Below are 25,632 nucleotides of genomic sequence, written 5' to 3'. Positions count from 1 at the left end.
CTCGCGCCCTGTCCCGTCCACTGACTATTGATGCCCGTCACGCTCTATCGCGTTGATGCGCTCGACCTTGGCGCCGGAGCGCGCGGCTTCGAACTCCGACTCCAGGAACGATTTGACGATGCTTTTCGCCAGTTCCGCGCCGATCACCCGTGCACCGATGGAAAGAATTTGCGCATCGTTGCTCTTGCGCGCCCGCTCAGCCGAGTAGGTGTCGTGGGCCTGGGCCGCACGAATGCCTAAGACCTTGTTGGCGGAGATGGCCATGCCTATTCCGGTCCCGCAGACCAGCACGCCAAGCCGCTGCTGCCCGGCATTAATGGCTGTGGCCACGGCCAGGGCGATGTCCGGGTAAAGCACCGGTGCCGTGGAATGAGTACCGAAATCGGTCACCGGATAACCCAGCGACTCGATATGGCGCTTCAACAATTCCTTGAGTTCATAACCCGCTTCATCACATCCGATAGCCACCGGGAAAGGTGTGTTCATGGCATCAGGCTCCGCTGCCGAGGTCTTATTATCTGACCAAATGTTCAATCGGTGAAATTCCGATCAGTCATTTCTGAAACATTAGCCTGGTTCTGTCAAGCAAGTTTTCCAACGAATCCTGAACAAAAGCTCAGAACTGCCGCAGGGTTGCCTTTAAACGAACACTTGAAAACTTTTACAGGAAACAGATTGACTGATCAGAATTTCATTTGGTACACATATGCTCACTGAGCAACGCATCAGCACCTAATAAGAATTCACAGCACGAGGACACGCCAATGGCCAAGCCATTACTGCTCCAGGCTGAACACGTCACCAAGGCTTACGCTGGCATCCCCGCCTTGCGTGACGGGCGTCTCTCATTGCGAGCCGGAAGCGTGCACGCCCTGTGCGGCGGCAATGGCGCGGGCAAGTCCACTTTTCTGAGCATTCTGATGGGCATCACCCAGCGCGATGCCGGGACCATCCTGCTCAACGGCGAGCCAGTGCAGTTCAATCGCCCCGGCGATGCCCTGGCTGCCGGGATTGCGATGATCACCCAAGAGCTGGAACCCATCCCCTTCATGACCGTCGCCGAGAACATCTGGCTGGGCCGCGAGCCGCGTCGGGCCGGGTGCATTGTCGACAGCAAGGAACTGAACCGACGCACCCGTGCACTGCTGGACGAACTGGAATTCGACGTCGACGCCACCAGCCCCATGCATTTGCTGAGTGTGGCGCAGATACAACTGGTGGAAATCGCCAAGGCCTTCAGCCATGACTGTTCGGTAATGATCATGGACGAGCCCACTTCGGCCATCGGCGAGCGTGAGGCGCAAACACTGTTCAAGGCCATCCGCCGGCTTGCCGCCCGGGGCGCGGGCATCATCTATGTTTCCCACCGCCTCAGCGAACTGGCACAGATTGCCGACGATTACAGCATCTTTCGAGACGGCGCCTTTGTCGAAAGCGGACGCATGGCCGATATCGACCGGGCCCACCTGGTGCGCGGCATCGTCGGCCAGGAATTGCAGCGTATAGATCACAAGGTCGGCCGAGAATGCGCGGTCGAATGCTGCCTGAAGGTCGAGGGCCTGAGCCGCAACGGCGAGTTCGAAGACATCAGCCTGCAAGTGCGTCACGGCGAAATTCTCGGTATTTACGGGCTGATGGGCTCGGGTCGCAGCGAGTTCCTCAACTGCCTGTACGGCCTGACCACCCCTGACGCCGGCAGCGTCACCCTGCAAGGCAAGCCAATGCCGGTCGGACTGCCCAAAGCGACCATTCGCGCGGGCGTCTCACTGGTTACCGAAGACCGCAAGGACAGCGGCCTGGTACTCAGTGGCAGCATCCTGTCCAACATCGCGCTGTCGGCTTACCGGCAGCTGTCGAACTGGTCGCTGATCGATGCCCGCAAGGAACACAAGCTGGCCGAAGACATGGTCAAGCGCCTGCAGATCAAGACGACGTCGCTGGATCTGCCCGTCGCGTCGATGAGCGGCGGCAACCAACAGAAGGTCGTCCTCGCCAAATGCCTGTCGACCGAACCGGTGTGCCTGCTCTGCGACGAGCCGACCCGGGGCATCGACGAAGGTGCCAAGCAGGAAATCTATCACCTGCTGGATCAGTTCGTACGCGCTGGCGGAGCCGCCATCGTGGTCTCTTCAGAAGCGCCGGAACTGCTGCGCCTGAGTGACCGAATCGCCGTGTTCAAGGGTGGCAGGCTGGTGACTATCAGCAGCGATGCCGATCTTTCCCAGGAAGTCCTGTTGAGTCTTGCCTCATGAATGCCAAAACCATCATTGCCCCAGCCTCCACGTCTCCACGCAGCCGCCTGCGCCTGTCTCTCGACCGTTTCGGGCTGCCGCTGGTGTTCATTCTGTTGTGCCTGGTACTGGCGTTTGCCAGCGAATATTTCATGACCTGGCGCAACTGGATGGACATCCTGCGCCAGACCTCGATCAACGGCATTCTCGCGGTCGGCATGACCTACGTGATCCTGACCAAGGGCATCGACCTTTCGGTCGGTTCGATTCTGGCGTTCGCTGGATTGTGCAGCGCCTTGGTCGCCACCCAGGGCTATGGTTTGCTGGCAGCAGTCAGTGCGGGCATGTTCGCCGGCGCCATGCTCGGCGTGGTCAATGGCTTCATGGTTGCCAATCTTTCGATTCCACCGTTTGTAGCCACCCTGGGCATGCTCAGTATTGCCCGCGGCATGACCTTCATCCTCAACGACGGCAGCCCGGTGACCGACCTGCCCGAAGAATACCTGGCGCTGGGTATCGGCCGCGTCGGCCCGATTGGTGTGCCGATCATTATCTTCGCGGTGGTCGCGCTGATTTTCTGGATGGTACTGCGCTACACCACCTACGGCCGTTACGTGTACGCCGTCGGCGGCAACGAAAAGAGCGCACGCACCTCTGGTATCGGCGTACGCAAGGTGATGTTTTCGGTGTACGTGGTTTCCGGGCTGCTCGCCGGACTGGCAGGTGTAGTGCTGTCCGCCAGAACCACCTCCGCCCTGCCCCAGGCTGGCATGTCCTACGAGCTTGACGCCATCGCAGCAGTGGTCATCGGCGGCACCAGTCTGTCCGGAGGCACCGGCAGCATCGTCGGCACGCTGTTCGGCGCACTGCTGATCGGCGTAATCAACAACGGCCTGAACCTGCTCGGCGTGTCCTCCTATTACCAGCAGGTCGCCAAGGGCCTGATCATCGTGTTTGCAGTGTTGATTGATGTGTGGCGCAAGAAAAAACGCTAAACCGGCATGAACGACTGACTACAACAATAACGAGGTTCTCATCATGAAATTCGGTACATCCCTGGCCGCGGTCGCGGCGTTCTCCCTGCTTGCCAGCAGTATCTCCATGGCCGCCGATGGCAAGACCTACAAGATCGGCGCGGCGGTGTATGGCCTCAAGGGCCAGTTCATGCAGAACTGGGTGCGTGAGCTCAAGGAGCATCCGGCGGTCAAGGACGGCACCGTGAAAATCACCGTGTTCGACGGTAACTACGATGCGCTGACCCAGAACAATCAAATAGAGACCATGATCACCCAGCATTACGATGCGATCATTTTCGTGCCCATCGACACCAAGGCCGGCGTCGGCACTGTGGCCAGGGCAATGGAAAACGACATTCCGGTCATCGCGTCGAACACCCGGGTTGCCGGCAACAAGGTGCCTTATGTCGGCAACGACGATGTCGAGGGTGGTCGGCTGCAGGCGCAGGCCATGGTCGACAAGCTCAAGGGCAAAGGCAATGTGGTGATCATCCAGGGACCGATTGGCCAATCGGCGCAAATTGATCGGGAAAAAGGCGAACTGGAGGTCCTGAGCAAACATCCGGACATGAAGATCATCGAGAAGAAGACCGCCAACTGGTCCCGGGCCGAAGCTCAGACCCTGACTGAAGACTGGCTCAATGCGCATCAGAACGGCGGCATTTCCGGGATCATTTCGCAAAACGACGACATGGCTCTCGGCGCCCTGCAAGCGGTGAAATCCCGCAATCTGAAGCCTGCCGATGTGCCGATCACCTCCATTGACGGCATGCCTGACGCCATCCAGGCGGCGAAGAAAAACGAAATCACGACTTTCCTGCAAGACGCCCAGGCCCAGTCCCAGGGTGCCCTCGATGTCGCGCTTCGCACCCTGGCCGGGAAGGATTACAAGCCGCAGTCAGTGATCTGGGAGCGCTATGCCAAGGACGTCAAATGGGGCGATGGCACCGACAAGAACTACATCCTGCCGTGGGTGCCAGTCACCGATGCCAACGCCGACGCGCTGTACAAGCAGGTCAGCGGTGGCAAGTAACCGGTCTGAGATTCCCGCTTCTGCCCGAAGGGCGTGGGAGCGAACCGGGCGACGCTTCGCTTGTTCGTGAAGACGGTATTTCAAACGACGCATTTTCGGCGGTCATACCGGCCTCTTCGCGAACAAGTTCGCTCCCACGGCCTTCGGCCAGAATCAAAAGCTAACGTGCTTGAATCTTCAAAAAAACAGCGCTACAGGAGTCATCTTCATGTCTGAATTCTGGAACAAGGCGTTCGATCTCAATGGCCGCTGTGCGGTCATCACCGGCGGAGCAGCCGGGATTGGCCTTGCCTGTGCCAGCCTGCTGGTCGCACGCGGCGCACGGGTCGCACTGCTGGACCGTGACCCGGCAGTGGCCGAGGTTGCCGCCGGCCTGGGCAGCGGGCACCTCGGTATTGCCGTCGACCTGCGCCGGATCGATCAGGTCAACAGCACCATCGACAGCGTCTTCGAGCATTTCAAGCGCATCGATTATCTGGTCAACAGTGCCGGAGTTGCCCTGCTGGACAAGGCTGTTGACGTCAGCGAAGAGGCCTGGGACACGACGCTGGACATCAACCTCAAGGCCAGTTTCTTCGTCGCCCAGGCCTGTGCGCGACATATGCTCGGCCAAGGCAGCGGACGCATCATCAACCTTGCCTCGCAGGCCGCGGTCATTGGACTGGACAGGCACGTCGCCTACTGCGCGAGCAAGGCCGCAGTGGTCGGCATGACCAAAGTCCTGGCCATGGAGTGGGCGCCGCACATCAACGTCAACGCCATCTCGCCCACCATCGTCGAGACCGCGCTGGGCAAAAAAGCCTGGGCGGGCGAAGTCGGAGAACGGGCCAAAACGCAGATCCCGGCAGGCCGCTTCGCCCAGCCGGAGGAAATAGCCGGGCTGGCCCTGTACCTGCTCAGCGACGCCGCCAGCATGATCACCGGCGAAAACGTAGTGATCGACGGCGGCTACAGCATCCAGTAATTCATTTTCTGTCGTGAGGTTCATCGTCATGTCCACCGTCACCGAACGCACTGCCGAACAACTTTCACCGGTCATCCCGAAAACCATGCAGGCCGTGGTCTGCCACGGTCCGGAAGACTACCGGTTGGAAACCGTGGATGTGCCGACTCCCGGCCCCGACGAAATCCTGACCAAGGTCGAGCTGTGTGGCATCTGCATGGGCGACATCAAGACCTATCGCGGCGCACCCTCGTTCTGGGGCGATGCCGAGCAGCCTCGCTACGTCAAACCACCGATGATTCCCGGCCATGAATTCGTCTGTCGCGTGGTGGCGCTCGGCCCTGGTGCCGAAAAGCGTGGCGTGCAGATCGGCGACCGGGTGATCTCCGAACAGATCGTGCCGTGCTGGGGCTGCCGCTTCTGTAACCACGGACAGTACTGGATGTGCCAGAAGCACGACCTTTACGGCTTTCAGAACAACGTGCAGGGTGCCATGGCCCAGTACATGATTTTTACCAGGGAAGGCATCATTCACAAGGTGCCCGACTCGATCGCCCCGGACGAAGCCATTCTCATCGAACCTCTGGCCTGCTCGTTGCACGCAGCCGAACGGGCCGATGTCGACTTCGACGACATTGTAGTCGTCGCCGGTGCCGGCACACTGGGCCTCGGGATCATTGGCGCAGTACGCATGCGCAACCCGAAAAAGCTCATCGTTCTCGACATGAAGCCCGAGCGCGCTGCCCTCGCCCTGCGCATGGGCGCCGATGAGGTGTGGAACCCGGCCGAGGTCGACGTGCAGGCGAAAATCCGCGAGATAACCGACGGCTACGGCTGCGACATCTATATAGAGGCCACCGGACACCACAAGGCCGTCAATCAGGGCCTGGCGATGCTGCGCAAACTCGGACGCTTTGTCGAGTTCAGCGTATTCAACGATGAAGCCACGGTGGACTGGTCGATCATCGGTGACCGCAAGGAACTGGACGTACTCGGCTCTCACCTCGGCCCCTACATGTACCCGCGCGCCATTGATTTTATTGGCAACCGCAAGATCGACATGCGCGACGTCGTCACGCACAAATTTCCCCTGGCGGAGTTCAAGGAGGCGTTTGCCGTCATGGAGCGCGGCGATAAATCATTGAAGGTGGTTCTGGAACCCTGATCCGCCCGATCCTTATAAAAAGAACACAGGAAATCGCGTTATGAACCGAGTGATAAACGATCCGGACCAGGTGGTCGAGGACATGCTGCGCGGCATTCTGGTAGCGCACCCCGAACTGTCGCAAAGTGACGGTAATCCACGGGTCATCAGCAAAACCCGGCCTTCGGAGCAAGGGCGCGTCGGTATCGTTACCGGCGGCGGCTCGGGTCATGAACCGGCCTTTCTCGGCTATGTCGGTCCAGGGCTGGTAGATGCGGTAGCGGTCGGCGAGATTTTTTCCTCGCCTACTGCCAAGAGCTTTTTCGACGCCTTTCGCGCGGCCGATCACGGGGCAGGCATCGCCTGCCTGTACGGCAATTACGCGGGCGACAATATGAACGTGAAGCTGGCGATGAAAATGGCCGCCAGCAAAGACCTGCAAGTGCGCACCGTGGTAGCCAACGACGATGTGGCCTCGGCGCCGAAAGCCGATATCGCCAAGCGACGCGGAGTGGCCGGGGAAATTTTCATGTGGAAGGTCGGCGGCGCTGCGGCCGCGCACGGTTACGATCTGGACGGTGTGATCCGTGTCGCGCAAAAGGCCGTGGATCAATGCCGATCCATCGGTATCGGCCTGACGCCCTGCACCATCGCGGCGGTCGGCAAACCCAACTTTCAGATCCCCGACGGCAAAATGGAGCTGGGCATCGGTCACCATGGCGAACCGGGTATCGAAGTCATCGACATCGAGTCTGCGGCGGCCATGGCAGAACGCATGCTCGCGCCGATTCTGGCCGACCGGGATTTCAGCGTGGACGACAGCGTAGTCGTGCTGGTTTCAGGCCTCGGAGCAACACCGGTAATGGAACTCTACGTGTTCTACGCCGAAGTGGAGCGTCTGCTGAAGGCTCGGGGCTTGAAAATCCATCGTTGCTACGTGGGCAATTACTTCACGTCGCTGGAGATGATGGGGGTAACCCTGACGCTGCTTGGCCTGGACGCCGAACTGAAAACCCTGATCGACCACCCTTGCCGTTCCATCGGCATGACCCAGGCGGAGTGAACCATGAGCGAGCAATTCTCTACCCAACATGGCACTGCCATCGTTGCCGACCTGGTGAGCGTGATCGTCGCCAACCGCGAATACCTCAGCGAAGTGGATGGCGCGATCGGTGACGGCGACCATGGCATCAATATGGCCAAGGGCTTCGCCCACTGCGGCCGTACCATCGAAGACCGCCAATTGAGCCTCGCCGAGGCGCTGGATGAGCTGACCCTGAGCCTGATGGAAGGCATCGGCGGATCCATGGGCCCGCTGTATGGCAGCCTGTTTATCGGCATGGCCGATCAGGTACGCGGCTGCGAGGAGATCGATGCCGCGGCCTTCGCCAAACTGCTGCGTGGCGGCCTCACTTCACTGCAGGACATCACCGAAGCCGGCGTCGGCGATAAATGCCTGATGGATACACTGATTCCGGCCGTCGAAGCCTTCGAGCAGGCCCACGCCCGGGGTGAATCATTCAGTGCAGCGCTCGATGCAATGAAAAGCGCAGCATCACAAGGGCGCGATTCCACCCGCGATCTGATCGCGAAGATAGGCCGGGCGAGTCGCCTCGGCGAACGCTCGCTCGGCGTGCTGGATGCAGGCGCGGTGTCGTGCTGCCTGATACTGACGCAACTGGCGGATTCAGTGCAGCCGAGGCTGAAAGACCGTTAAAACACCGCACTATCAAAGCTCGAATCGAATCCGCCGCTCGCGGCGCTGTGCTTCCGGCAGCGCCTCGCCGGCCATCCTGCGCGAGGATCTATACAGCAGCAACCCCTCACTGCGCCTGCGCACGCAACCGGGCGGGCTCGCCGTTCTTTTCGGCGTAGTAACGCGCGCGCCGCAAGACATGCTGGGTGGCTCTGCGCGCCTCCTCCTTGTTGAGTTCGACATGCGCTTCCAGCAATTGCTGCGCCTGTCGCGGCCGACGTTGCAGGAGGGCCTTCAGAATACTGCCATGCTCTTCATACGTTGCATCGATTCTGGAGGCGCTGAATTCGAGACGCCGGATGGTTCGGGTCTTCTCGGTAATCTCGTAATGCAGCCTGGCCATTTCCCGGTTACCCACTGCCTCGACCAACGCACAATGGAACCGTTCGCCCAGCCCGGCCAAGAGATCGGTGTCTCTCAAACGCTCGCTTTTCGGCACCAGCCAGGTGCGTATGAGTTCGTCGATCAGCGGCTCGACACTCAGGTTCATCAAACCCAGCCTGGCAAGCGCCGTCAGCTCGAGCACCACCCGAACGTCATACAGTTCCTCGAAGTGACGAGGGTCGAAGGGCCGCACCTGCCAGCCGCTTCGGTAATAAACCTCCACATAGCCTTCCTGCTCCAGCCGGAACAATGCCTGCCTGACCGGTGTACGGCTGGCTTGAACACGCTCGGCCACTTCACCTTCAGTAAATCGCTCGCCGGGTAATAGACGAAACTCGGAAATGTCTTCTTTGAGCAGGGCGTAAATCCGCTCGGACATGGTTTCCGAGCGCTCTTTCAATTTTTTGGCGCATGCTGTCTGCATTGATGATTCGTCCTTGTAATCCAGTTACTTAACCTTGGCGCAGATGACCTGCGGTATTGCCGGACATCCACCAGCGTGGGAAATCTGCAATCCCGTTAATCACCGCATCCACGTTTTGCCGATGGGCCTCGAATAGCTTCGGGTCATATTTTCCGGTACGCACCAACAGGCTGCTGGCACCGACGGCTTTCGCCCCTGCGCAGTCAGTCAGAACGTCGTCGCCCACCACCAGTGTGCGGCTGGCGCTGGTATCGAGTTTGCGCAAGGCAGCCTCGAAAAACATCGGTGACGGTTTGCCCATGACCAAGGCCTGTACCTGTGCTGCGGCCTCAAGCCCGACGATGAAGGCGCCGCAATCGAGGCGCTCCCCGTCACGATCGAACCAGAACAGGTTTTTTTGCAGCGCAATGAGACGAGCACCGCCTCGCAACATACGGAAACAGCGATTCAGCGTGGCGTAGTCGAAGGCTTCGCCGATATCGCTGATGACCACTACGTCCGGGTTCTTATCGTTTGTAACGATGCCGCTGAACGCCGGCCGTATCGAATCGGGGACCAGCAAATGGCACTTGAGGTGCGGATGTTGCTGCAGATAGCCCAGACACGCCGTGGTGGCGGTCTGGATTTCGTCGGGGACGACCTCGATTCCGGCGTGGCAAAGCTCCTCTGCCAGCGCCTCCGGCATCTTCGCCGTGGTGTTGGTCAGCAATTGCAGCCTTAACCCCTGCGAGCGCGCGAAGCTCAATGCATCGGCTGCGCCCGGCAGAGGCTGTCCCTTGAGCATGAGTGTGCCGTCAATATCGAAAAGCAGGCTGTCGAAGCGCATGGATAAGCTCCCTGTGGCTGAAAGTATCGAGTCAGGTGTCAGAATGTGGCTGTGAGCCACTGGCGAATCGCAGGCAATGTCATTTCAGCGTCGGCAGGCCGTGGCAACGGCGTGCTGCTGGCGTCCAGCAACACGCCACGCAACCACGGGTCATTGGCGAATACCGTGTGATCGCCACCTTTTCGGCTGAGGCGAACGGCGTGTTCTGAACGAGCGGCCAGCAGTCGCGTGCCGCGTGGGGCCTGCCAGTAGCAGCCGCCCGTCCAGCCTTCAGCAAAGACCTGCCCGCCGGCGCACTCGAACATCGTCCACTCATCTCGAAACGGCTGTGCGAGGCTTTTGCGCCAGGCGTCGGTCACTGAGCCAGGGTCTTGTCCGGACAGCGCCAGTCGTCCGGTGTTGAACAGCACCAGACCGTTGTCGGCCGGATGAAAGAGCGCCGCGCTTTTGTGCATATCCGGCACGCCTGATGCGTCATAGACCAGCCAGCCCTGCTGCTCGAAAAAACTGTTGGGGTAAAGATCGTGATGGACAGGTGCCATGCCGTGATCCGAGTGAGCGACGCAGCGTACTTCGCCACCCGCGGCATCGACGCAGCGCAGGATCAGCTCATCGACCCACCCCGCTATCTCGTCGAACAGGCGTTGCCCAACTGCTTGCATCAATTCGCTGGCCCAGTCTTGCGCGAGGTACTTGAGCAGATGATGTGACAGCAGATCCACCACCGGGTAATAACCGATGACACGCCGTGCGTCACCGGCCCTGACTGCGCCGACAATGTCGTCGCAAAAGCTTTCATGCATCTCGCGCATCAGTTCCAGCAGCAGCCATTCCGCAGCGCCCTGCCCGCCCTCATCCAGCCGCTTGCCAAGCTGTCCGGTGCGATACAGCACCGTCAGGTCATTGGCCACGTAAGCCTTGCCGGCGTCGCCCTGCAGATCAAGCGCCTGGACCTCACGGTAACCGAAGCTGATCACACAAACACGGTTTTCGATGTGCACCGCGCGCACTGCAATCGCCTTGCATACATTGCCCGGGGCCTGCCGCGACAACGGCACGTGTATCGTGCTGCCCAGCGGCAATGGGCAAGGGGCACGGCCGTGGTTCTCTGGCCAGTCCAGCACCGCACCGTCCTGTTGAAGACTGACCCTGGCAACCACATCCAGGGCCTCGATACGCAGGCAGCCACCGTTTTCAATGACCTCGGGACGCAGCGAAAAACCCTGGTAGACGCAGCTTTGCCCAAGCAATGCATCACCCAGCCTGTCGGGCTGGACAAAGGGCACGGCACACAGGCGGAAGGTGATGCCCTGGCGCGCCCATTCATCCCAGACCATATCGATGTGGCGCGGCCAGACCTCAAAGGCATCCGTCACCGCCAGGCAGTCCTGCGGCGTTGGCGCAGGCACGAGATAGCCCGTCAAACCGTGCTCGCTGACCGGTGCGCCGCTGAAGATCGACAACAGCGAGGGCGGGGTCTGGCAATTGGGCGACAGTGGCAGCAAGGGGTAACACGGCCACTGCGCCGAGGGCCGTCCAGGCTGTCGTGCCCGGTAACGCTTGACCAGCTCCCACGACAACCCGTCGATCAACAGCCATACCAACGGATCAGCGCCCCTCATGAAGCGATCCGGCGTTGAGAGTTGTCCAACGCCCACCGGGCCACCACGGCAACACGCTGCTTCAACTGTTCGAGAGAACCGCTGTTGGGCAGTACATAATCCGCTTCGATCCGGCGCATCTGCAGATCCAGTGCGCTGTTTTCCACCACACTGATATCGCCGCGCTGGCCCAGACGCGATTGCCTCAAGGATGAATCGGCCAGCACTTTGATTACCTGAAAGCCTTGCTCATACAGATACGGCCAGTCGACGGTGTCATCGCGCAGGTCGTCATTGATGACAACCTGCGCACGCGACTGCAGCAATCGCCGTGCGAAGTTCTTGACCAGCGACTGACCGTCCAGAACCCTTAGTTCGCGCGCGATGCACTCCAGCAGGCGCTGGTTCTGACTGCCGCTTGCCAGCTCCACCCCGGCCTGTTCGTAGAACAGGCCTTGCAACTCATACAGTGGCTGGGCCAGCTTGATGACCTCTACCGACAGCCCGGCCTCTTCGAAATGCTCACGCAGCAACTGAGCGGTTGTGCTCTTCCCTGAGCCGCTGGGGGCCACCAGCGCCAGACGCAATTGGGTAGCGTGGTTCATGGAATCTCCTTGTCTCAGGCGCTGATGAGTTCACGCGCCACGCCGACACGACTTTGCCATTGCACGCCGAGCAGCCCCCGGACGATCTGCGCTGGCACGGTATCGGTCAGCGAAGTGGCGTCAAGCAGGCCGTGCCAGGTTGAGGTCACGAAACGGTGCGGCCACTCGAAGAGCGTGGGCGAGTGGATTTGCTCCAGAATCGCATCGCGGCCCATTGCATGGATCTGCAACTTACCCCGCGCCGCGACATTGGGCAGTACGACTGTTTGCAGCCAGCCACAGCCTTCAGGACTGGCCTTGAGTGCGGCGCGCATGGTTTCAGGCATGCACAGGCGTTTTTCGGTGTGTGCAATCGACAGGTCATCGGCCACCGCAGCCAGATCGAGTCGCTTGGCCAGTTCGGGGTGTGTACGCAGCGTGCCGACACCGACATGCGGGTAGTCCGGCCAGCCACGGGCACGAACCCGGCCGTCTATACAGTCCAGCAACAGCTTGTCACCGGAAAAGTACAGATACTCCTCGGACAGCACCAGATCCAGCATGGTAGTGGTCTTGCCAGCTCCCTTCGCACCGCCGATTGCAACGATTCCACCGTCTGGCCCGACCACCGCCGACGCATGCATGATCACACTGCCTTTGGCCTGCTCGACCAGCAGGCCGTAGTAGCGCACCAGCTCGATCAAGTGGATGAATGCATTTTCGTCGCCGTGAAAATCCACAGTGTGACGCGCCCGGTCAATCCGGTAACCGACTCGCGTATCGGCATCCCAAGCGTAATCCAGACCTGTGTCCGGGTCATGGCCACGCAACACCCGCAGGGTAAAGCCGGGGGCGTAGGTTTCGCGGATGATGTCAGGCGTCACGCAGAGGCCAATCCATTCCTGCTTGAAGGCGGTGCTGTCGTGCAGCCGGATCCTTAAGTCGACGGTGGTCTGGCCGTCGTCCGCGACTTCGGCAAAGTAAGGTGCGAGGAAGACTCGCAGCCGCTGGGCCAGTGCGGAGCCCGAGGTCTGATCATCCAGTTCGAATCGATAGCGTCCATTGCAAAGATAGCGGCTCATGAGTACAGGCTCTCCCGGGTGGTGATAAAGGGCGATGGCGAATGCAGAAAGGCAAAGCGGTCAGTCAGGGGCCAGCATTCCTGGCGACGTTCGCTCAGAAATGCCCGCAGATGCTCCATCAGCCTGCGCAGATCGGCATCGATCGACTGAGAGTCCAGTGCGCCCCGGCACTTGAGAAAACGTACCTCACCGCGCGTCGTACTCCCCGCCTGCGAATCGAGCGGCATGCAGGTCTCGAAGGTGATCGCGAAGAGGTTGCCGCTGTCCACGGATTCACACGGGGCACTGAACGCATAACGTCGGTACTCACCAAGTGCCTGCAACGTGCTGTCAATGTTCATGGCCATAGCCTCCAGCGTCGGAGAGCCCAGCGACAGGTGCCTTACGGTGCCCGACAGGTTGCCCGGGGCACTGCGAAACAACTGCACGATGGGCTCATTGACCGCCAGCTTGCGTTTGCGGCTGCAATGCTCGACCCACACATAGCCCCCGTCTTCATCACGGGCGGCGGTCACCTGATGATCCCAGACCTGAAATTCGTCACCGCACTGGCTGGTGAACGGCGCCATTGCCGGGCTGAAACTGGCATCGAACCAGGCCTCGCCGAGCATCCGCGCATGGCAATCAGGTGCCATCTCGATGGACTCGACGTAGGTCTGTTCGCTGGTGGCGTAGCGACATTCCCAATTGTTGATCGCCAGATGGTTGCGCTCGAACGCATTGCGCAGCGAGATCAACAGGTTTTGCGGGACGGCAGGCTGCTCGATTTCGAGGGGCGGCTGTACGAACAGCGAACGATGCACATCAATGCGATTGAGCAAATGGCTGATGTACACCCGGTCCGCCTGCAAGCGGATGATCGCCAGCGGGATGGCGGCACCGGACAGGTTTTGGCAGCTTTCATCGCCCAGCGCGCCGTGCGAATCCTCAAGGAACATCGCCCCGTCGGCATCCCAACGTGCCAGTACCCGGTGGCGGCCTCGCAGGTCAGCGACGGCGGTCAGCTCACCCAGCAACGCCGTGTCCGCGGCAATGGCATACAACGTGTGGTCATCGCTGCCGAACGGCTCCTGATGACGGATTTTCCAGCTACCGAACACAATAGCCGTCTGCGTGGTCGTGGATTGCGACATGCTCATCTCCCCGGCAAAGTGAATTCAGAGCCGACTCGCCTCACGGGCAAAGTCGAGTTTCGAATAGAGATCCTGCTGAAACGGCGGATGCCGCTCCGCCAGAAAGTCGCGCATTACGTTGGATACGGTTTCAAAGTCTTCCTCCACCTCGCGCAGCGTGTGCAGGGTCCTGCTGCGGCAATATTCGACTTCGACCTGGGCGAACTCCGCACTCCCGTCGACCATGCGGCAGACATCGAAATACGCGCCAAAACCATTGCCGGTCCTCAGCGATTCGAAATTGATGTCGATCCGTGTGCGCCTGAACGGCTTGAGCCGACACAGATTTGCCGAGGTCATCGAGCGGGCGTGAGTTTCGATATCGGCAAACGCCACCGGCTGATCGGTATTGAAGTCTTCGCGGCGCAATTCGGCGTTTTCGAGAAACCATTTGCGTTTGACCGCCATCAGCCCATCGGCCTGAGGAATGAACGAGATGTAACCGGTTTCGAGCGGGTCGCCCGTCACTTCGAAAATGTGCGATTCATAATCGTAGGTTTGAAAGTCACGGTCGATTTCCAGCACCAGGTCCTTGAAAGCGCCCTCTCCGAACGCTTTGTGCATCGCGGTGGACAACTGCCACATGTCAGGTATCTGAAACGAGGTGAATTTACGTTCCAGCTCCATTTCCGGACGCCAGCGCACGTACCAGCAGTCATCACTCAGCATCGGTTGCGAAACAGCCACACGCGCAGCAGCGGATCGGGCCAAACGTTGCCAGGCCCTCCAGGAAGCACGCTCGACCGGTTCGACCTCCATCAAGTGCAGGAACAAGGCCCCGGCTTCACCCTCGTGAACGTAGTGATAAACGCTGCATTTACCGAGGTGATGCGTCACCGCCAGAGTGGCCATCAGCGCCTGATCGGACGGCCGGCGGTGAAACGTCGGGTCCAGCACATGCATGCGCGAACGGCTGTCTTGCGTACGCTTGCGCTGCCCGGCATTGAAGACTTGAAAGTCGAAGTCCTTCATCGGCATCGGCACATGGGTGTGATGAGCGTTGGAAAGCCACTGCGCATGCAACGTACCACTGGGAATGAACAGACCGTTGTCCGAGTGACGGGCCCGCGCAGCCTCTGTGTCGACAATTGCAACCAGCGCAGAATCAAGGCTGCCGTTGAGGGTGTGCGGATCGAAGAACAGCAGTGAAATATCCGTAGTCATTGTAGCTCCCGTACTTCGTTGACAGCGTGAGGCAGCGCCTTCGGGCTCTGACTGAAAGCGATCCGTTGTCCGGCAAGACCCTGTTGATACAGCGCATCGGACTCCACGGCAGGTATGCCGTGTTCACGCAACAGGATCGAAAGATGACAAAGCATGGACGCCTGCTCGAAGACAAAACCGCGCGCGAACGGCAGCAACGCCGCAAGTGCCGCATAAGGGCGTGGCGAGACGACAATGGCTTGTCCGTCATGAGCACGCAGTTGCCGCTCAAGCTCCTCCAGTTCAGCCCCCAGAGAGCTGGACGTGGGGATCGAATTGATCGACACGGTGGCCGAGATACTCAGTTCTTCCAGCTGTCGCCCCGCCGTGACCAGCACCACCGGCCCGTCGGCATAACCTGGCGAAATCAGGCGGATTTCCGTTGACTCCTCTACCTGAACGAACGTCGACAACGGCGAGAAATCAATCAGGTGCAGCTGCTGGCCCGCTCTCACCCACTCCAGTTGCACCGAGCCCAACAGTTCGCCGGCGGCGTGAGTAATGCTGTGCAATTGCAGGGCATCTGCCGGGCCAGTCGGATCGTGCGCTACCAGCCGGGCGCGTTGCGTTCCGGCGATGCCGCGATTGATCGCCAGCAAGCCTTCCGATGACCATTCGCAGGTCGTGGAGCCGTCATCGCACGCCTGAGTGATAAGCCCTGTTTCACCTTTCAGAAACTCGCGGACCACAAAACACACCACCCGCTCATCACTGAGCTCAAGCAGTCGTTCAAGCAATGCGCCGCGCTCGAGGATCTGCTGGCGTACCTGATCGGAGAAGTCCAGCACGACCTGATCGGTATTGAGTCGGTCCAAAAGCACCTGGCTCATTGCTGGCTCGACCAGTCCCTGACGGTTTGCCTTGACCAACAGCGCCTGGCCCGCAGAAACGCCGTGGGTTTGCGCGAACAACGCCAGCGGGCGGCGCTTGCTTCGAAAATACTGCGCAAAGGCAGGCAATGGCCGGAAATCCATCAGCGCATCATCACTGGCGATATACAGTTCGGCCCACTCAAGGACCGGCTCCAGGCTGCGTGCTTCGCGCAGGCTGGTGACGGGCCTTGCCTGGAGCAGCCAGAGTTGCTGGTCATCAGCCGCCCACTCGATATCGGCGGGCAGCCCCAGCGCCGCAGATGCATTGGCAGCCAGTGTCGCCACCTCCAGCAGCAACGCCTTGTGAGGCTCCAGCGCGGGGTCACAACCCAGCAATTGCTGGTCGCTGACCCGCGCCGACATGCCCTTCTCTACCCCGGAGACCATCGCTTCGCCCAGCGATGCGACGGTTTCAATCAGCGTTACTGCTTCCCCGCTCAGCGGATCATGGCTGAAGGCAACGCCTGCGAAGCGGGCCTTGACCATGCGCTGCACGATCACCGTCATCTCGACCGGCGTTTCCAGCATCGACGCTCGCAAGCGTTCCAGAATGGCCTGCCGGGAAACTCCGGAGCGCCATACATTGAGCACCGCCGTCTTGAGCGCTGGCAAACCCTGCACCGAAAGGTGTGTGCTGAAAATCCCGGCAAAACTGTGCTGATTACCATCTTCGATATTCGCCGAAGAACGTACGGCAAGTTCGCTGCCGGCATCAAAGCCCGCTTGCTCAAGCAGCGCCTGGAGATGGCTGTCGGCCGCCTCACTCCATTCAAACTCGGCCAGCCGGGCGATTCTGTCCATGTGCTCGTCAAGAAAGGCACCTGCGGTGATGCGCACGGTTTTCAGCGTGTCTTCAATAGCCTTTTTGCGGTCTGCGAAGTCGTGCCAGAGCACGCGGTAGTCTGCATCGTCCAGTGCGCTCAGGGGCGGCACCGGCAATGTATCGGCAAGCTGTTGCAGGGTTGAGTATTTACTGGACACGACGGCCTCCTGCTATCAGTGGAAGGTCAGTGGCTCTCCGAGCGGGCCCACTGGCCAGTGCATCCGGGACTGCATCAACGTCCTCCTGGGCTGCCAGAACCGGAAACGGCGCAAGATTGGGCACCACCAGTGGCTGTGGGCGTGGCGTCTTTTCGAAATCCATGAATATGCGTGACGCGAAGGCTTCGGTCGCGCCCTGATACTTCCCGGAATACAGCTCGATATCGCCTTTGACGTTCCAGAACATCATCTGACCGATGTTCATGCCGGGGTAAACACGGATGCGGTTCAACGCATACAACTGCAAGGTCCAGCGTCCGACGAAACCAATGTCGCCCAGTGGGGCCGACAGGTTGATGAACATTCCCAGTCTTGCAATCGAGGAACGCGCCGCATAAGTGGGTACGAAATGGGTGCTGCCCATGGTTTCTATGGTTGAAGCCAGGTACAGCTTCATCGGCTGCAATTCATAGCCTTCCGGGCCGATTTCGATGGTTCGGGTGGACGCCTCGGTGCGCACATCGATCACATCGTCTTCGTAGACCTTCATCTGGTCATGCAGGCGGAAGTTGTAACTGTTGGGATTGACGTTCTCATGGGAAAAAGGACTGATGACGATTTCACCCGAACGCACACGATTTTCGATTTCACTACCGGTCAGTATCATGGTCAATCCAGAATGATTTTCGAGGGCACGGTGCTCTTGGAGCCCAAGTAGCGTCCCGCATAACAGGTGGTCAGGCCGAAGTTTGCCCAGAAGCAGACCTTGGCCACTTTGGTGCCGGCATAGACCCGCACCGGCTGGGTAACGACGATCTCCAGGGTCCAGCTGATGGCCGCGCCGGTGTGGCCGAGCGGCGCACTGGTCTGAATGAAAACGCCACAGGAGGCGGTGGAAACGTTGGCGTAAAGCTCACTGGCAAAATCGATACCGCCGATCTGCTCGGCCGTGGCGCCCAGGTAAAAGCGGTTGGGGTACAACACAAAGCCTTCGGGCGGAATATGATGCTCGACCACCTCCAGCTCCCCGTGAGGATCGATGCGGTCGCTGCGGTACTCCAGAAGCAGATCCGCCAGGTGACAGCCGTAGGAATTGACCTCGACATGAATGGGGTCGAAAGGCTCGATGACGACACTGCCGACCTCGCGCATTTTCACTATTTCAGAACCGGTCAGCATCATGGGTTCAAGCCTCCTGATCCAGAGACGCCACGGCGCGTGCCTGCCCGTTCGCACCGTACAATTCGGCCCGCATGCTGCGCGCGCCCCAAAGATAGCCTTCGGTGTTGCAGGCGGCGGCCGAGCCTGGCAGGCGCTGAGCAAGGCGTTGCGACAAGGTGCCCAGGTGATAGCTGGGCACCTGTTGAAAAAGGTGGTGCTCCCAGTGCCTGTTGATATTGCACGGTGCAAACAACCCTCGTTCCAGCCAGCCCGGGCTGACGCTGCGTGCATCGCGCTTCACGCTCCGGGTCGAGAGCCCGGCATGCTCCGACAGACTGCGAATGCGCAGAATCGGCGGAAGAAAGAACACCAGCGGTGCCAGCCAGTACAACAGCACGCCCGGCCAGGCACTGAAAGCGCTGATGAGCAGCACTGCACAGGCATAAAAAGCCAAAGCCTGATAACGCTCGATGCGGTTCGCGGGTGAAGGGCTGGTGAAAAGCCCGATCACGCTGAAACTGTCCATCGTGCGTAACGATTGCAGGGTCGACAAACCGCTGATGTCGCGCAGCAAGGCCTGCCAGAACAACATCGAACTCGGTGGTGCGAACGCATCGGCGTAGTCCGGGTCGGCAGGCGTATTAAGGTGCTTGTGATGGGCAATATGGTGAGCCCGATAACGTGACGTGCTCAATGTCAGAGGAAACGTCAGAAAGACGTTGGAGATCAGGTCGTTACGCCGCTTGCCACGGCTGATCAGCAAATGCGCCGCGTCGTGCATGAGTACCAGCAACGCGTGCTGTCGCGTCGCAATGACGACAACGGCGATAATACAAACCAGCGTCGAATCGCTGACTTCAGACAGCGTGACTGCGGCGACGATAACCGCCCACTGCACGCCTATCTGCAATGCCTGCCGCCAGTTGCTGAGTTGCTTGAGATCCGAGGTCAGTGACAGGTTGTCGCGTGCCAACCTGGCGCGCTCCGAGCGTCGGTCGTAAGCGCCACTGTCCATCGTGTCGAGTTCGATTGTGTCTTCCATCTTCCATCTCCCGTTCAATCGTTGAAAGGGCCTGCTAGCCGTGCATTGCCGCTGACTTCGCGACAAGCCTGTCGAGGCTGAGCCGCGCATCGGGCGCATGAGCCAGCCAGTAATCCACCGCTCTGGGTAAAAATATTTCTGCGCTGGGTGCCGGGTGCCGGACATTCAACGGGGGTCTGACCAGATCGCTTTCGGCGTACACGCCATAGATCTGTAACAAGCGCTCGAAATAGCGGAAATCTCTGGTTGAAATACCCTCCGGCCGCCATGCAACCAGCGAGCGCTTGAGGAACGCCCATTGCCGACTGCGCAGGATCGGTGCCGGGGTAAGCGGCGCAACGCCTGCTGCCTGGCGCGCCCGGTCGACACGCGACTCGATGATGCGGATCACCTGCTCATAAGGCAGCCGCGCATCTCCTGCCGACGCCACAACCTCGCGCGCGTCGCCACCTGCCACGCAATGACTGACCAGGTGGATCAACTCGTCGACCACCCAGTCGATAGGCACCAGATCGAACAGCCCCTGGCGATTGCCGACCAGAAACGGCGGCGCAAAGGCATTGATGAAGCGAATCAACGGATACAGGCCATGAAAACGGCTGATCGCACCGTCGCTCGTAGCGCCGATGACCAGGCTGCAACTGAACACGGAAATCGGCATGTGCGCGCCGAAGGTCTCACGCAAACCACGCTCAGCCGCTGCCTTGCTTTCCTCGTAACCGTTTCGATAGGTCCAGCCCTCACACTGCGTGAAAGCCGTGGACACGTAGATGAAGTGAGGCTTACGCACCAGTTTCTGAACAAAACTGCAGAACAGCTGCGCACCTTCGACATTCAGCTCATGCATCTCCTCGAACGTCTTGTCCCAGGCCACATCGGCAGCGAGGTGGACCGCCGTGGCGCACTCGATGGCTGGCATGGCGTCCACCAGCGCATTCAGGGAAGCTGCGTCGGTAAGGTCGGCGATCCGGCACTCCAGTCGCGAGCGACTGTCCACTGGCAAGTCTTGCAGGCAGCGACTGGCAGCTTGCCCGGAACGACACAAGGCTATGACATGCGACTCCGGATGCTGACTGAGCCAGTCGCGCACGAACCAGGAGCCCAGTGCGCCGCTGGCACCGGTGATGATCAGTGTCGAACGCATATCAACAGCCCCCTGCCGCAACCCGCTGATGACGGCGAGCGAGCAATTGATTGCGTATACCGTCGAGCATCTGGATGTTATTGGCGCGAATCGCGCGCTCGCCTATGGGGTGCAAAACCTCGGCCAGCGACGGGATGCCAAGGTCGAAGGTGACATTCAGGTCCACATGCAAGCCATCGGCGCGTTGTATCAGCAGCCACTCGCCGTACCAGACCTCAAGGTCGCCATCGGTCTGCTTGAACTCGATGCGCTCGTTGGTCACGAGCCAGTCCTGCTCGGTCCAGGTCAGCTCGCTGCCATTGATCAGCACGCGCCACGTACTGGAGACATATTCACTCTGCCGGGGGTGAACGATCACCTCCAGCACATCACTCATGAAGTCGGGATAGCGGGCGAAGTCCGAGAGGATCGGCCACACTTCGCCAGGCTCGAAGTCACCAAGAAGCACACTGGTTGATACATCAGGCATAGGAACTCTCCGTCATTGGATGGAACGATAGGCCGCATCGACGGCATCACAGAAACTGTTGATGCCGTGTTCGAGGTCGTCCCGGGTGATGGTCGCGTCGGGATAAACCCGCAGTACCCGGGTTGCGCTCAGGCAGAAAGCCAGCAGCACGTTGCGGTGTGCGGCCTCGATCAGGGTCTGCGCCACATAGTTGCTGGAGGTGAACTCCACACCGATCATCAGGCCACTACCGCGTACTTCAGCCACTGCCGGGCAGTCCTGCAGACGTTTGCGCAGGATTTCCATGGCCACTTGCCCAAGCTCATTGACGCGTTCGCAGAATGCGGGATCGCTAACCACGTCGAGCACCGCGTTGACCACTGCCCCGGCCAGGGCGCTGCCCGCATAGGACGAGGCATGCACGACAGGATCACGCGCGGGCGCACCGAACCGACTGCTGTCGTAAATGGCGGCGGCAACCGGGAACACGCCACCGCCCAGGGTTTTGCCGAACACGATGATGTCGGCTGGCGCGCCGCAAACCAACGAACCACTGCGCCCCAGACCTGACTGAATCTCGTCATGAATCATGAACGCGTCATGCTCGCGGCATAGCCCGGCAAGTTCTCCCAGAAAGCTCAGGTCCACCGGCCTGATTCCGCCCTCTCCCTGAACAGGCTCGGCGATGACCGCTGCAATATCGCCTTCTGCCAGTGTCTTGCGTGCAGCGTCCAGATCACCGGCATCGATGAACACCACATCTTCGGCATGCATCAGCGAGGCGTGGCCCCTGTAGCCATAGCTGACCGCCAGCGCGCCACTCGTGCGCCCGTGATAAGCATGAGTCAACGCGATGATTCGCCGCCTGCCGGTCTGCATGCGCACCAGCTTGAGCGCCGCTTCGATGACCTCCGAACCGCTGTTGCCGTACAGCACACCATTGCCCGGCCGACCGACACAGGCCACCAGGCGCTCGGCTGCGCTGAGGCTGGGTTCGTTGGCCAATATCCGACTGGAAAGGCCCAGCGACGTCACTTGCCGCGTTAGAGCAGCAACCACCGCGGGGTGCCGATGGCCCAGCAAGTGCAGGCCGAACGAACCAAAGTCCAGCCAGCGCCGGCCGGTGTCATCGGTTATCCACGAACCCTGGGCCGAGTGCTCGGCTGCGGTAAGCCCTGCCATTCGCAGCATCAGGCCTTGCTCTCGGCCGAATACCGCCCCGTAACGCTCGACAAACGATGATTTGCGCACCGGCACTGCAGGCGCGGTCATGACATGACTGTTCATAGAGACCTCATCAAAGGAGCCAGAAAGGCAGCATCGCGTCCTGCCAGGCGGCAGGAGCGGTCCCAGTCACGCAGGGTCCGCAGGACCTGGCCCTGAGTACCCGGCAGCAACGGGTTGAACAGCTTTCCGGGAAAGGCCTGCAGAACTTCCTTGAACAGCTGGATCAACCGGCTCGCCTCATCACTGCGGTCGGCATCGGTATCCGTGGGGACGCCCAGCCATTCGACGGCGACTGGCCCGGAGTGAGCAACGACGTCTGTGAGCCCGTATTCACTGAACAAGGCGAACTGGTGCAACTCGTTCGGGGTGTCGGCACCGGCGAGTCGGCAGTCAATGTCGACCATCAATTCAGCCAGCTTGATTCTCAGCGCATCCACCACTTGAGGCTCGTTCGCCGCGCCTTCGAGGTCCTCCAGATAGGCTTCAAGCTCGGTCATCAGCAACCAGGCCACCGATATCAGCTTTTGCGCGTAAGGCCCTGCCGGGTATACATAGCCGCCACTCAGCCGGGGAAACCACTGGCGACCGGCTGCCTGTGCTGAAATTGCAGTCATGCGTGTGCTCCCTGCATCGGGTTGTGATCCTTGAGTGAGAAGCTGACGAGTCCGGCACGCGCAGCGCGCAGAAGACAGGCGGCAGCCTCAGGGGATTGCTCGGCAAGATCGATCGGGCGGGTGCTGGACAGCTCTGGCACATCCAGACGTGCCAATAGCGTCGCCTGTTGATCGTCGGTGAGCACAAAGTCGACCCCCGGCAAAAACGCACTGGCGGCGGAACGCTCGATACCTGGTTTTAACGCGGCATAGTCCGCTTCGCAGGCAAAGGTTTGCTCGGCGAGCTGGGTCAATTCACACAATTGCATGAGGCCTGCCCCCTGCAATCCATTGCGGCAGGCAGGATAGGCGCGTTGCCACAGCTGCCCGATGGCACGGGCAAGGCCGTCGTCATTCAGCATGCCGTGCCTGTTGAGCGCGCGGTCCCATCGCAGGAGTGTCCACTTGCGATTGGAGTTGACCCAGCCATGGCTGGCCAGCGTCGCGTTCATCAGAAACAGTGCGGCGTTGCAGGCATAGGCGGCGGCCGCGCGGTATTCGCCACTGCGCCAGGCCAGCATTGAAAAGCAGGCGCTCTGGCGGAAGTCGTCGAACGCTGCCACCGACCAGATCGAACTCAAGTCCTTCTGACTGTCCAGATAAGGAAGCGACTGATCGGTCGACACCGCGCAGACCAAGCGCTCCAGGTACTTTCGCGATACCGCCTGCTGCTTGTCCCACTGCTTGAACGCAACGAGTTTCTGTGCGGTAGTTTTGTGTGCGTCCGTCGCCAGTTGGGAGAACGCGTTGTGAACTTCTTCGCGGGCAAATGCCACCACTTCCATATGGTGTTCATTGTGGTAAATCTGCGAGGCCATCGATTGATCGGACTGCCGATCATCGGTCACACATATCAGGTCTATATCACTGGCCGCATTAGCGATGCCATGAACGGGAGAGCTGCTGATCAGCGCCAGTTGTGCATCGGCATACTGACGTTTCACAACCTCTTCCAGTTCAGAAAAAGCAAGTTGGCGCGAGGCCAGAAACTGCAGGGCGTTGCCTGAATAAAAAGCACGAAAATCCATGTACACCTTCCACTCGATAACGGTGACTTCATTGGGGCTGCTATTCGGCTTGCCGAGCAACCCCCTGCCTGATCCATGACCATGAATTACTTTGTCGTCGTTAACGCGAGCGCTGATGCAATGGAACAAGCCCCCATTACTTCACGATGTTGTACCCAGCAAGTGGCGTGCCACCGTTATTGATCATCGTGTATTGGCAAGGTGCCAGATAATCGCCAACGCTGGCCTGAAGCGTGACTGAAGGATCGGCAAGCCTTTAAATTAAATGATTTTTTTACGAAAGCTTTCAAAATATGACAACTTTAATATATGTATCAAATTATGTATAAGCCACTATTAAAAGTAGCAAAGTGCTATCCACGTTTATTATTTCAGGGCACGTAAGCAACTGCACCGCGACGACTCGATAGCGTCGAAATCGCACTGTTTTGGTTTATCGTCTTGTATACATGTTTATTAAATCACTGCCGTTAAGTTTGTTCAGCCGCCTGATAAAGCAGTGGCACGAAGCTTGCTCAAGCACTGCTCACACTTCGAAGCCAGGGAAGTTCAACGTGGACACACTTCTTGCACAATTAGCCGACGACACCAACGACACTTTCTATACCGTTGACCCGCGCTGGATCACCCGGAATGCGCAGCAATTTAGTGGCTGTTTTCCAGGTACCGTGCTGTATGCAATGAAGGCCAATCCACTTGAGCAAGTACTTGAAGCCTTGAGCCAGGGTGGTATCAATCATTTTGACGTAGCGTCGCTTGCAGAGGTGCAGACGGTACACAACACGCTGCCCACCGCAGTTCAATACCTGATGAACCCAGTGAAGTCCCGCCATTGCCTGCACGAGGCCTACTATCGGTATGGCGTGCGTTCATTTGTGCTCGACAGTGAGGAGGAACTCTCGAAGTTGCGGGACGTGTTGCCCGAGCGCGACAGCACGATCAGCCTGTTCGTGCGCTACGCACCCTCCGAGTCGACGGCGGTTTATGATCTCAGAGGAAAATTCGGGGCAAGTCCGGTGTTAGCGACGCAACTGGTGCATCAAGTGGCGTCCAGCACCGACTGGTCACTCGGGCTGTCATTCCATGTCGGTTCGCAAGCCATTGAAGACGGCCCGTGGCTCGCTGCCCTCAATGACGCCGATGCCATTGTGCGCGACACCGCCGAGCACGTCAGGCACCTGGATATCGGTGGCGGGTTTCCGGGTAATTACCTGAACTCCATGGGTAACACGCCAGACCTGGTTGGCAGAGTCTGCGACCATATTCAGACCAGCCCGACACTGAAGGACCTGAACCTGATCTGTGAAGCGGGTCGTGGCCTGGTCTACGGCGGCATGTCGCTATTTGCACGGGTGCTTTCAAGACGTGAAAAGAGCGTTTTTTGCGGTGCCGGTATTTTTGGCGGTTTGCTCTCAGCCCAGCAGTGGCTGCAATTTCCCGCACGCGTGTGGCGAGATGGCACCCCTTACACCGGTGCTGCGGAAAACACGTTCAATATCTTCGGCCCCACCTGCGACAGCATGGATCGCCTGGCCTTCCCCTACTCGCTCGCCAGCGATATCAGGGAAAGCGACTGGCTGGAATTCCAATCGACCGGCGCTTACTCGGTGTCCCTGCGCACCCCGTTCAACGGGTTTTACGCCGACCGCATCATTTCTCTACCTTCCTGAATGCCTG

25 protein-coding genes are annotated in these 25,632 nt (G+C 59.6%); 8 read left to right on the top strand and 17 right to left on the bottom strand.

The genetic code is table 11. The annotated features are described in order from the left end of the window. Nucleotides 1–24 precede the first annotated feature (24 nt). Complete coding sequence (gene rpiB / locus AO388_RS22510; RefSeq protein ID WP_003434010.1) at nucleotides 25–486, bottom strand: ribose 5-phosphate isomerase B; 462 nt, start codon at nucleotides 484–486, stop codon at nucleotides 25–27. 278 nt (nucleotides 487–764) lie between these two features. Between rpiB and AO388_RS22505 the strand changes: the two genes are divergently transcribed. The 7 genes from AO388_RS22505 (at nucleotide 765) to dhaL (ending at nucleotide 8,084) form a co-directional block, all read left to right on the top strand. Continuing rightward, nucleotides 765–2,252 carry a sugar ABC transporter ATP-binding protein gene (locus tag AO388_RS22505; RefSeq protein ID WP_003434011.1) on the top strand — a complete coding sequence of 496 codons (1,488 nt, stop codon included), beginning with the start codon at nucleotides 765–767 and terminating at the stop codon, nucleotides 2,250–2,252. Beyond that, entirely contained in the window at nucleotides 2,249–3,226 is a 978-nt protein-coding gene (locus AO388_RS22500; RefSeq protein ID WP_003369589.1) for an ABC transporter permease, read from the top strand. The genes AO388_RS22505 and AO388_RS22500 overlap by 4 nt, the downstream gene beginning before the upstream one ends. 43 nt (nucleotides 3,227–3,269) lie before the next feature. Then, nucleotides 3,270–4,280, top strand: coding sequence for a substrate-binding domain-containing protein (locus AO388_RS22495; protein WP_003434012.1), 1,011 nt, complete (start codon nucleotides 3,270–3,272; stop codon nucleotides 4,278–4,280). 208 nt (nucleotides 4,281–4,488) lie between these two features. Continuing rightward, nucleotides 4,489–5,244, top strand: coding sequence for an SDR family oxidoreductase (locus AO388_RS22490; RefSeq protein WP_003369584.1), 756 nt, complete (start codon nucleotides 4,489–4,491; stop codon nucleotides 5,242–5,244). 28 nt (nucleotides 5,245–5,272) lie between these two features. Then, nucleotides 5,273–6,388 (top strand): erythritol/L-threitol dehydrogenase, encoded by a 1,116-nt coding sequence (locus AO388_RS22485; RefSeq protein WP_003369582.1) that lies wholly within the window; start codon nucleotides 5,273–5,275, stop codon nucleotides 6,386–6,388. Nucleotides 6,389–6,428: 40 nt separating this feature from the next. Then, entirely contained in the window at nucleotides 6,429–7,430 is a 1,002-nt protein-coding gene (locus AO388_RS22480; RefSeq protein ID WP_010202455.1) for a dihydroxyacetone kinase subunit DhaK, read from the top strand. Between the two features lie 3 nt (nucleotides 7,431–7,433). Then, a complete protein-coding gene (gene dhaL, locus AO388_RS22475) occupies nucleotides 7,434–8,084 on the top strand; it encodes a dihydroxyacetone kinase subunit DhaL (protein WP_003434015.1) in 651 nt (216 codons plus the stop codon). 106 nt (nucleotides 8,085–8,190) lie between these two features. Here the strand turns inward: dhaL and AO388_RS22470 are convergent, their stop codons facing one another. The 16 genes from AO388_RS22470 to AO388_RS22395 are packed head-to-tail and all read right to left on the bottom strand — an operon-like array spanning nucleotide 8,191 to nucleotide 23,955. Continuing rightward, nucleotides 8,191–8,931 carry a GntR family transcriptional regulator gene (locus tag AO388_RS22470; protein WP_058417162.1) on the bottom strand — a complete coding sequence of 247 codons (741 nt, stop codon included), beginning with the start codon at nucleotides 8,929–8,931 and terminating at the stop codon, nucleotides 8,191–8,193. A gap of 28 nt (nucleotides 8,932–8,959) precedes the next feature. Further along, a complete protein-coding gene (locus AO388_RS22465; protein ID WP_058396932.1) occupies nucleotides 8,960–9,757 on the bottom strand; it encodes an HAD-IIA family hydrolase in 798 nt (265 codons plus the stop codon). A gap of 38 nt (nucleotides 9,758–9,795) precedes the next feature. Further along, nucleotides 9,796–11,379 (bottom strand): hypothetical protein, encoded by a 1,584-nt coding sequence (locus tag AO388_RS22460; RefSeq protein WP_058417161.1) that lies wholly within the window; start codon nucleotides 11,377–11,379, stop codon nucleotides 9,796–9,798. Continuing rightward, the gene (locus AO388_RS22455; RefSeq protein WP_058417160.1) at nucleotides 11,376–11,963 is read right to left on the bottom strand and encodes a hypothetical protein; all 588 of its coding nucleotides are present in this window, start codon (nucleotides 11,961–11,963) and stop codon (nucleotides 11,376–11,378) included. Before AO388_RS22455 ends, AO388_RS22460 begins: the two co-directional genes overlap by 4 nt. A gap of 14 nt (nucleotides 11,964–11,977) precedes the next feature. Then, entirely contained in the window at nucleotides 11,978–13,024 is a 1,047-nt protein-coding gene (locus AO388_RS22450) for a hypothetical protein (protein WP_058417159.1), read from the bottom strand. Continuing rightward, nucleotides 13,021–14,157: a hypothetical protein gene (locus AO388_RS22445; RefSeq protein WP_058417196.1), complete on the bottom strand. Its 1,137-nt coding sequence runs from the start codon at nucleotides 14,155–14,157 to the stop codon at nucleotides 13,021–13,023. Before AO388_RS22445 ends, AO388_RS22450 begins: the two co-directional genes overlap by 4 nt. A 24-nt stretch (nucleotides 14,158–14,181) precedes the next feature. Then, complete coding sequence (locus AO388_RS22440) at nucleotides 14,182–15,360, bottom strand: hypothetical protein (RefSeq protein WP_058417158.1); 1,179 nt, start codon at nucleotides 15,358–15,360, stop codon at nucleotides 14,182–14,184. After that, nucleotides 15,357–17,252 carry a PEP/pyruvate-binding domain-containing protein gene (locus AO388_RS22435; RefSeq protein ID WP_058417157.1) on the bottom strand — a complete coding sequence of 632 codons (1,896 nt, stop codon included), beginning with the start codon at nucleotides 17,250–17,252 and terminating at the stop codon, nucleotides 15,357–15,359. Before AO388_RS22435 ends, AO388_RS22440 begins: the two co-directional genes overlap by 4 nt. Beyond that, nucleotides 17,242–17,919: a dCTP deaminase gene (gene dcd, locus AO388_RS22430; protein WP_005732083.1), complete on the bottom strand. Its 678-nt coding sequence runs from the start codon at nucleotides 17,917–17,919 to the stop codon at nucleotides 17,242–17,244. Before dcd ends, AO388_RS22435 begins: the two co-directional genes overlap by 11 nt. 2 nt (nucleotides 17,920–17,921) lie before the next feature. After that, nucleotides 17,922–18,434, bottom strand: a complete 513-nt coding sequence (locus AO388_RS22425) for a dCTP deaminase (RefSeq protein ID WP_004667600.1) — start codon at nucleotides 18,432–18,434, stop codon at nucleotides 17,922–17,924. A gap of 4 nt (nucleotides 18,435–18,438) precedes the next feature. Further along, the gene (locus AO388_RS22420) at nucleotides 18,439–19,455 is read right to left on the bottom strand and encodes a fatty acid desaturase family protein (RefSeq protein ID WP_058417156.1); all 1,017 of its coding nucleotides are present in this window, start codon (nucleotides 19,453–19,455) and stop codon (nucleotides 18,439–18,441) included. 34 nt (nucleotides 19,456–19,489) lie between these two features. Further along, nucleotides 19,490–20,599 carry an SDR family oxidoreductase gene (locus AO388_RS22415; protein WP_058417155.1) on the bottom strand — a complete coding sequence of 370 codons (1,110 nt, stop codon included), beginning with the start codon at nucleotides 20,597–20,599 and terminating at the stop codon, nucleotides 19,490–19,492. Nucleotide 20,600: 1 nt separating this feature from the next. After that, the gene (locus AO388_RS22410) at nucleotides 20,601–21,068 is read right to left on the bottom strand and encodes a type II toxin-antitoxin system RatA family toxin (protein ID WP_005732080.1); all 468 of its coding nucleotides are present in this window, start codon (nucleotides 21,066–21,068) and stop codon (nucleotides 20,601–20,603) included. Between the two features lie 12 nt (nucleotides 21,069–21,080). Beyond that, nucleotides 21,081–22,334, bottom strand: a complete 1,254-nt coding sequence (locus AO388_RS22405) for an aspartate aminotransferase family protein (RefSeq protein WP_058417154.1) — start codon at nucleotides 22,332–22,334, stop codon at nucleotides 21,081–21,083. Next, entirely contained in the window at nucleotides 22,331–22,888 is a 558-nt protein-coding gene (locus AO388_RS22400; protein WP_058396942.1) for a DUF6031 family protein, read from the bottom strand. The genes AO388_RS22405 and AO388_RS22400 overlap by 4 nt, the downstream gene beginning before the upstream one ends. Beyond that, the gene (locus tag AO388_RS22395; protein WP_058417195.1) at nucleotides 22,885–23,955 is read right to left on the bottom strand and encodes a DUF6001 family protein; all 1,071 of its coding nucleotides are present in this window, start codon (nucleotides 23,953–23,955) and stop codon (nucleotides 22,885–22,887) included. Before AO388_RS22395 ends, AO388_RS22400 begins: the two co-directional genes overlap by 4 nt. A 554-nt stretch (nucleotides 23,956–24,509) precedes the next feature. Here AO388_RS22395 and AO388_RS22390 point away from each other — a divergent pair. After that, nucleotides 24,510–25,625 (top strand): decarboxylase, encoded by a 1,116-nt coding sequence (locus AO388_RS22390; RefSeq protein WP_058417153.1) that lies wholly within the window; start codon nucleotides 24,510–24,512, stop codon nucleotides 25,623–25,625. Nucleotides 25,626–25,632 lie beyond the last annotated feature (7 nt).

The sequence above is a fragment of the Pseudomonas sp. ICMP 10191 genome (assembly GCF_001467335.1).
Classification (GTDB): domain Bacteria; phylum Pseudomonadota; class Gammaproteobacteria; order Pseudomonadales; family Pseudomonadaceae; genus Aquipseudomonas; species Aquipseudomonas cerasi.
This window is presented reverse-complemented; position numbering and strand designations above follow the sequence as displayed.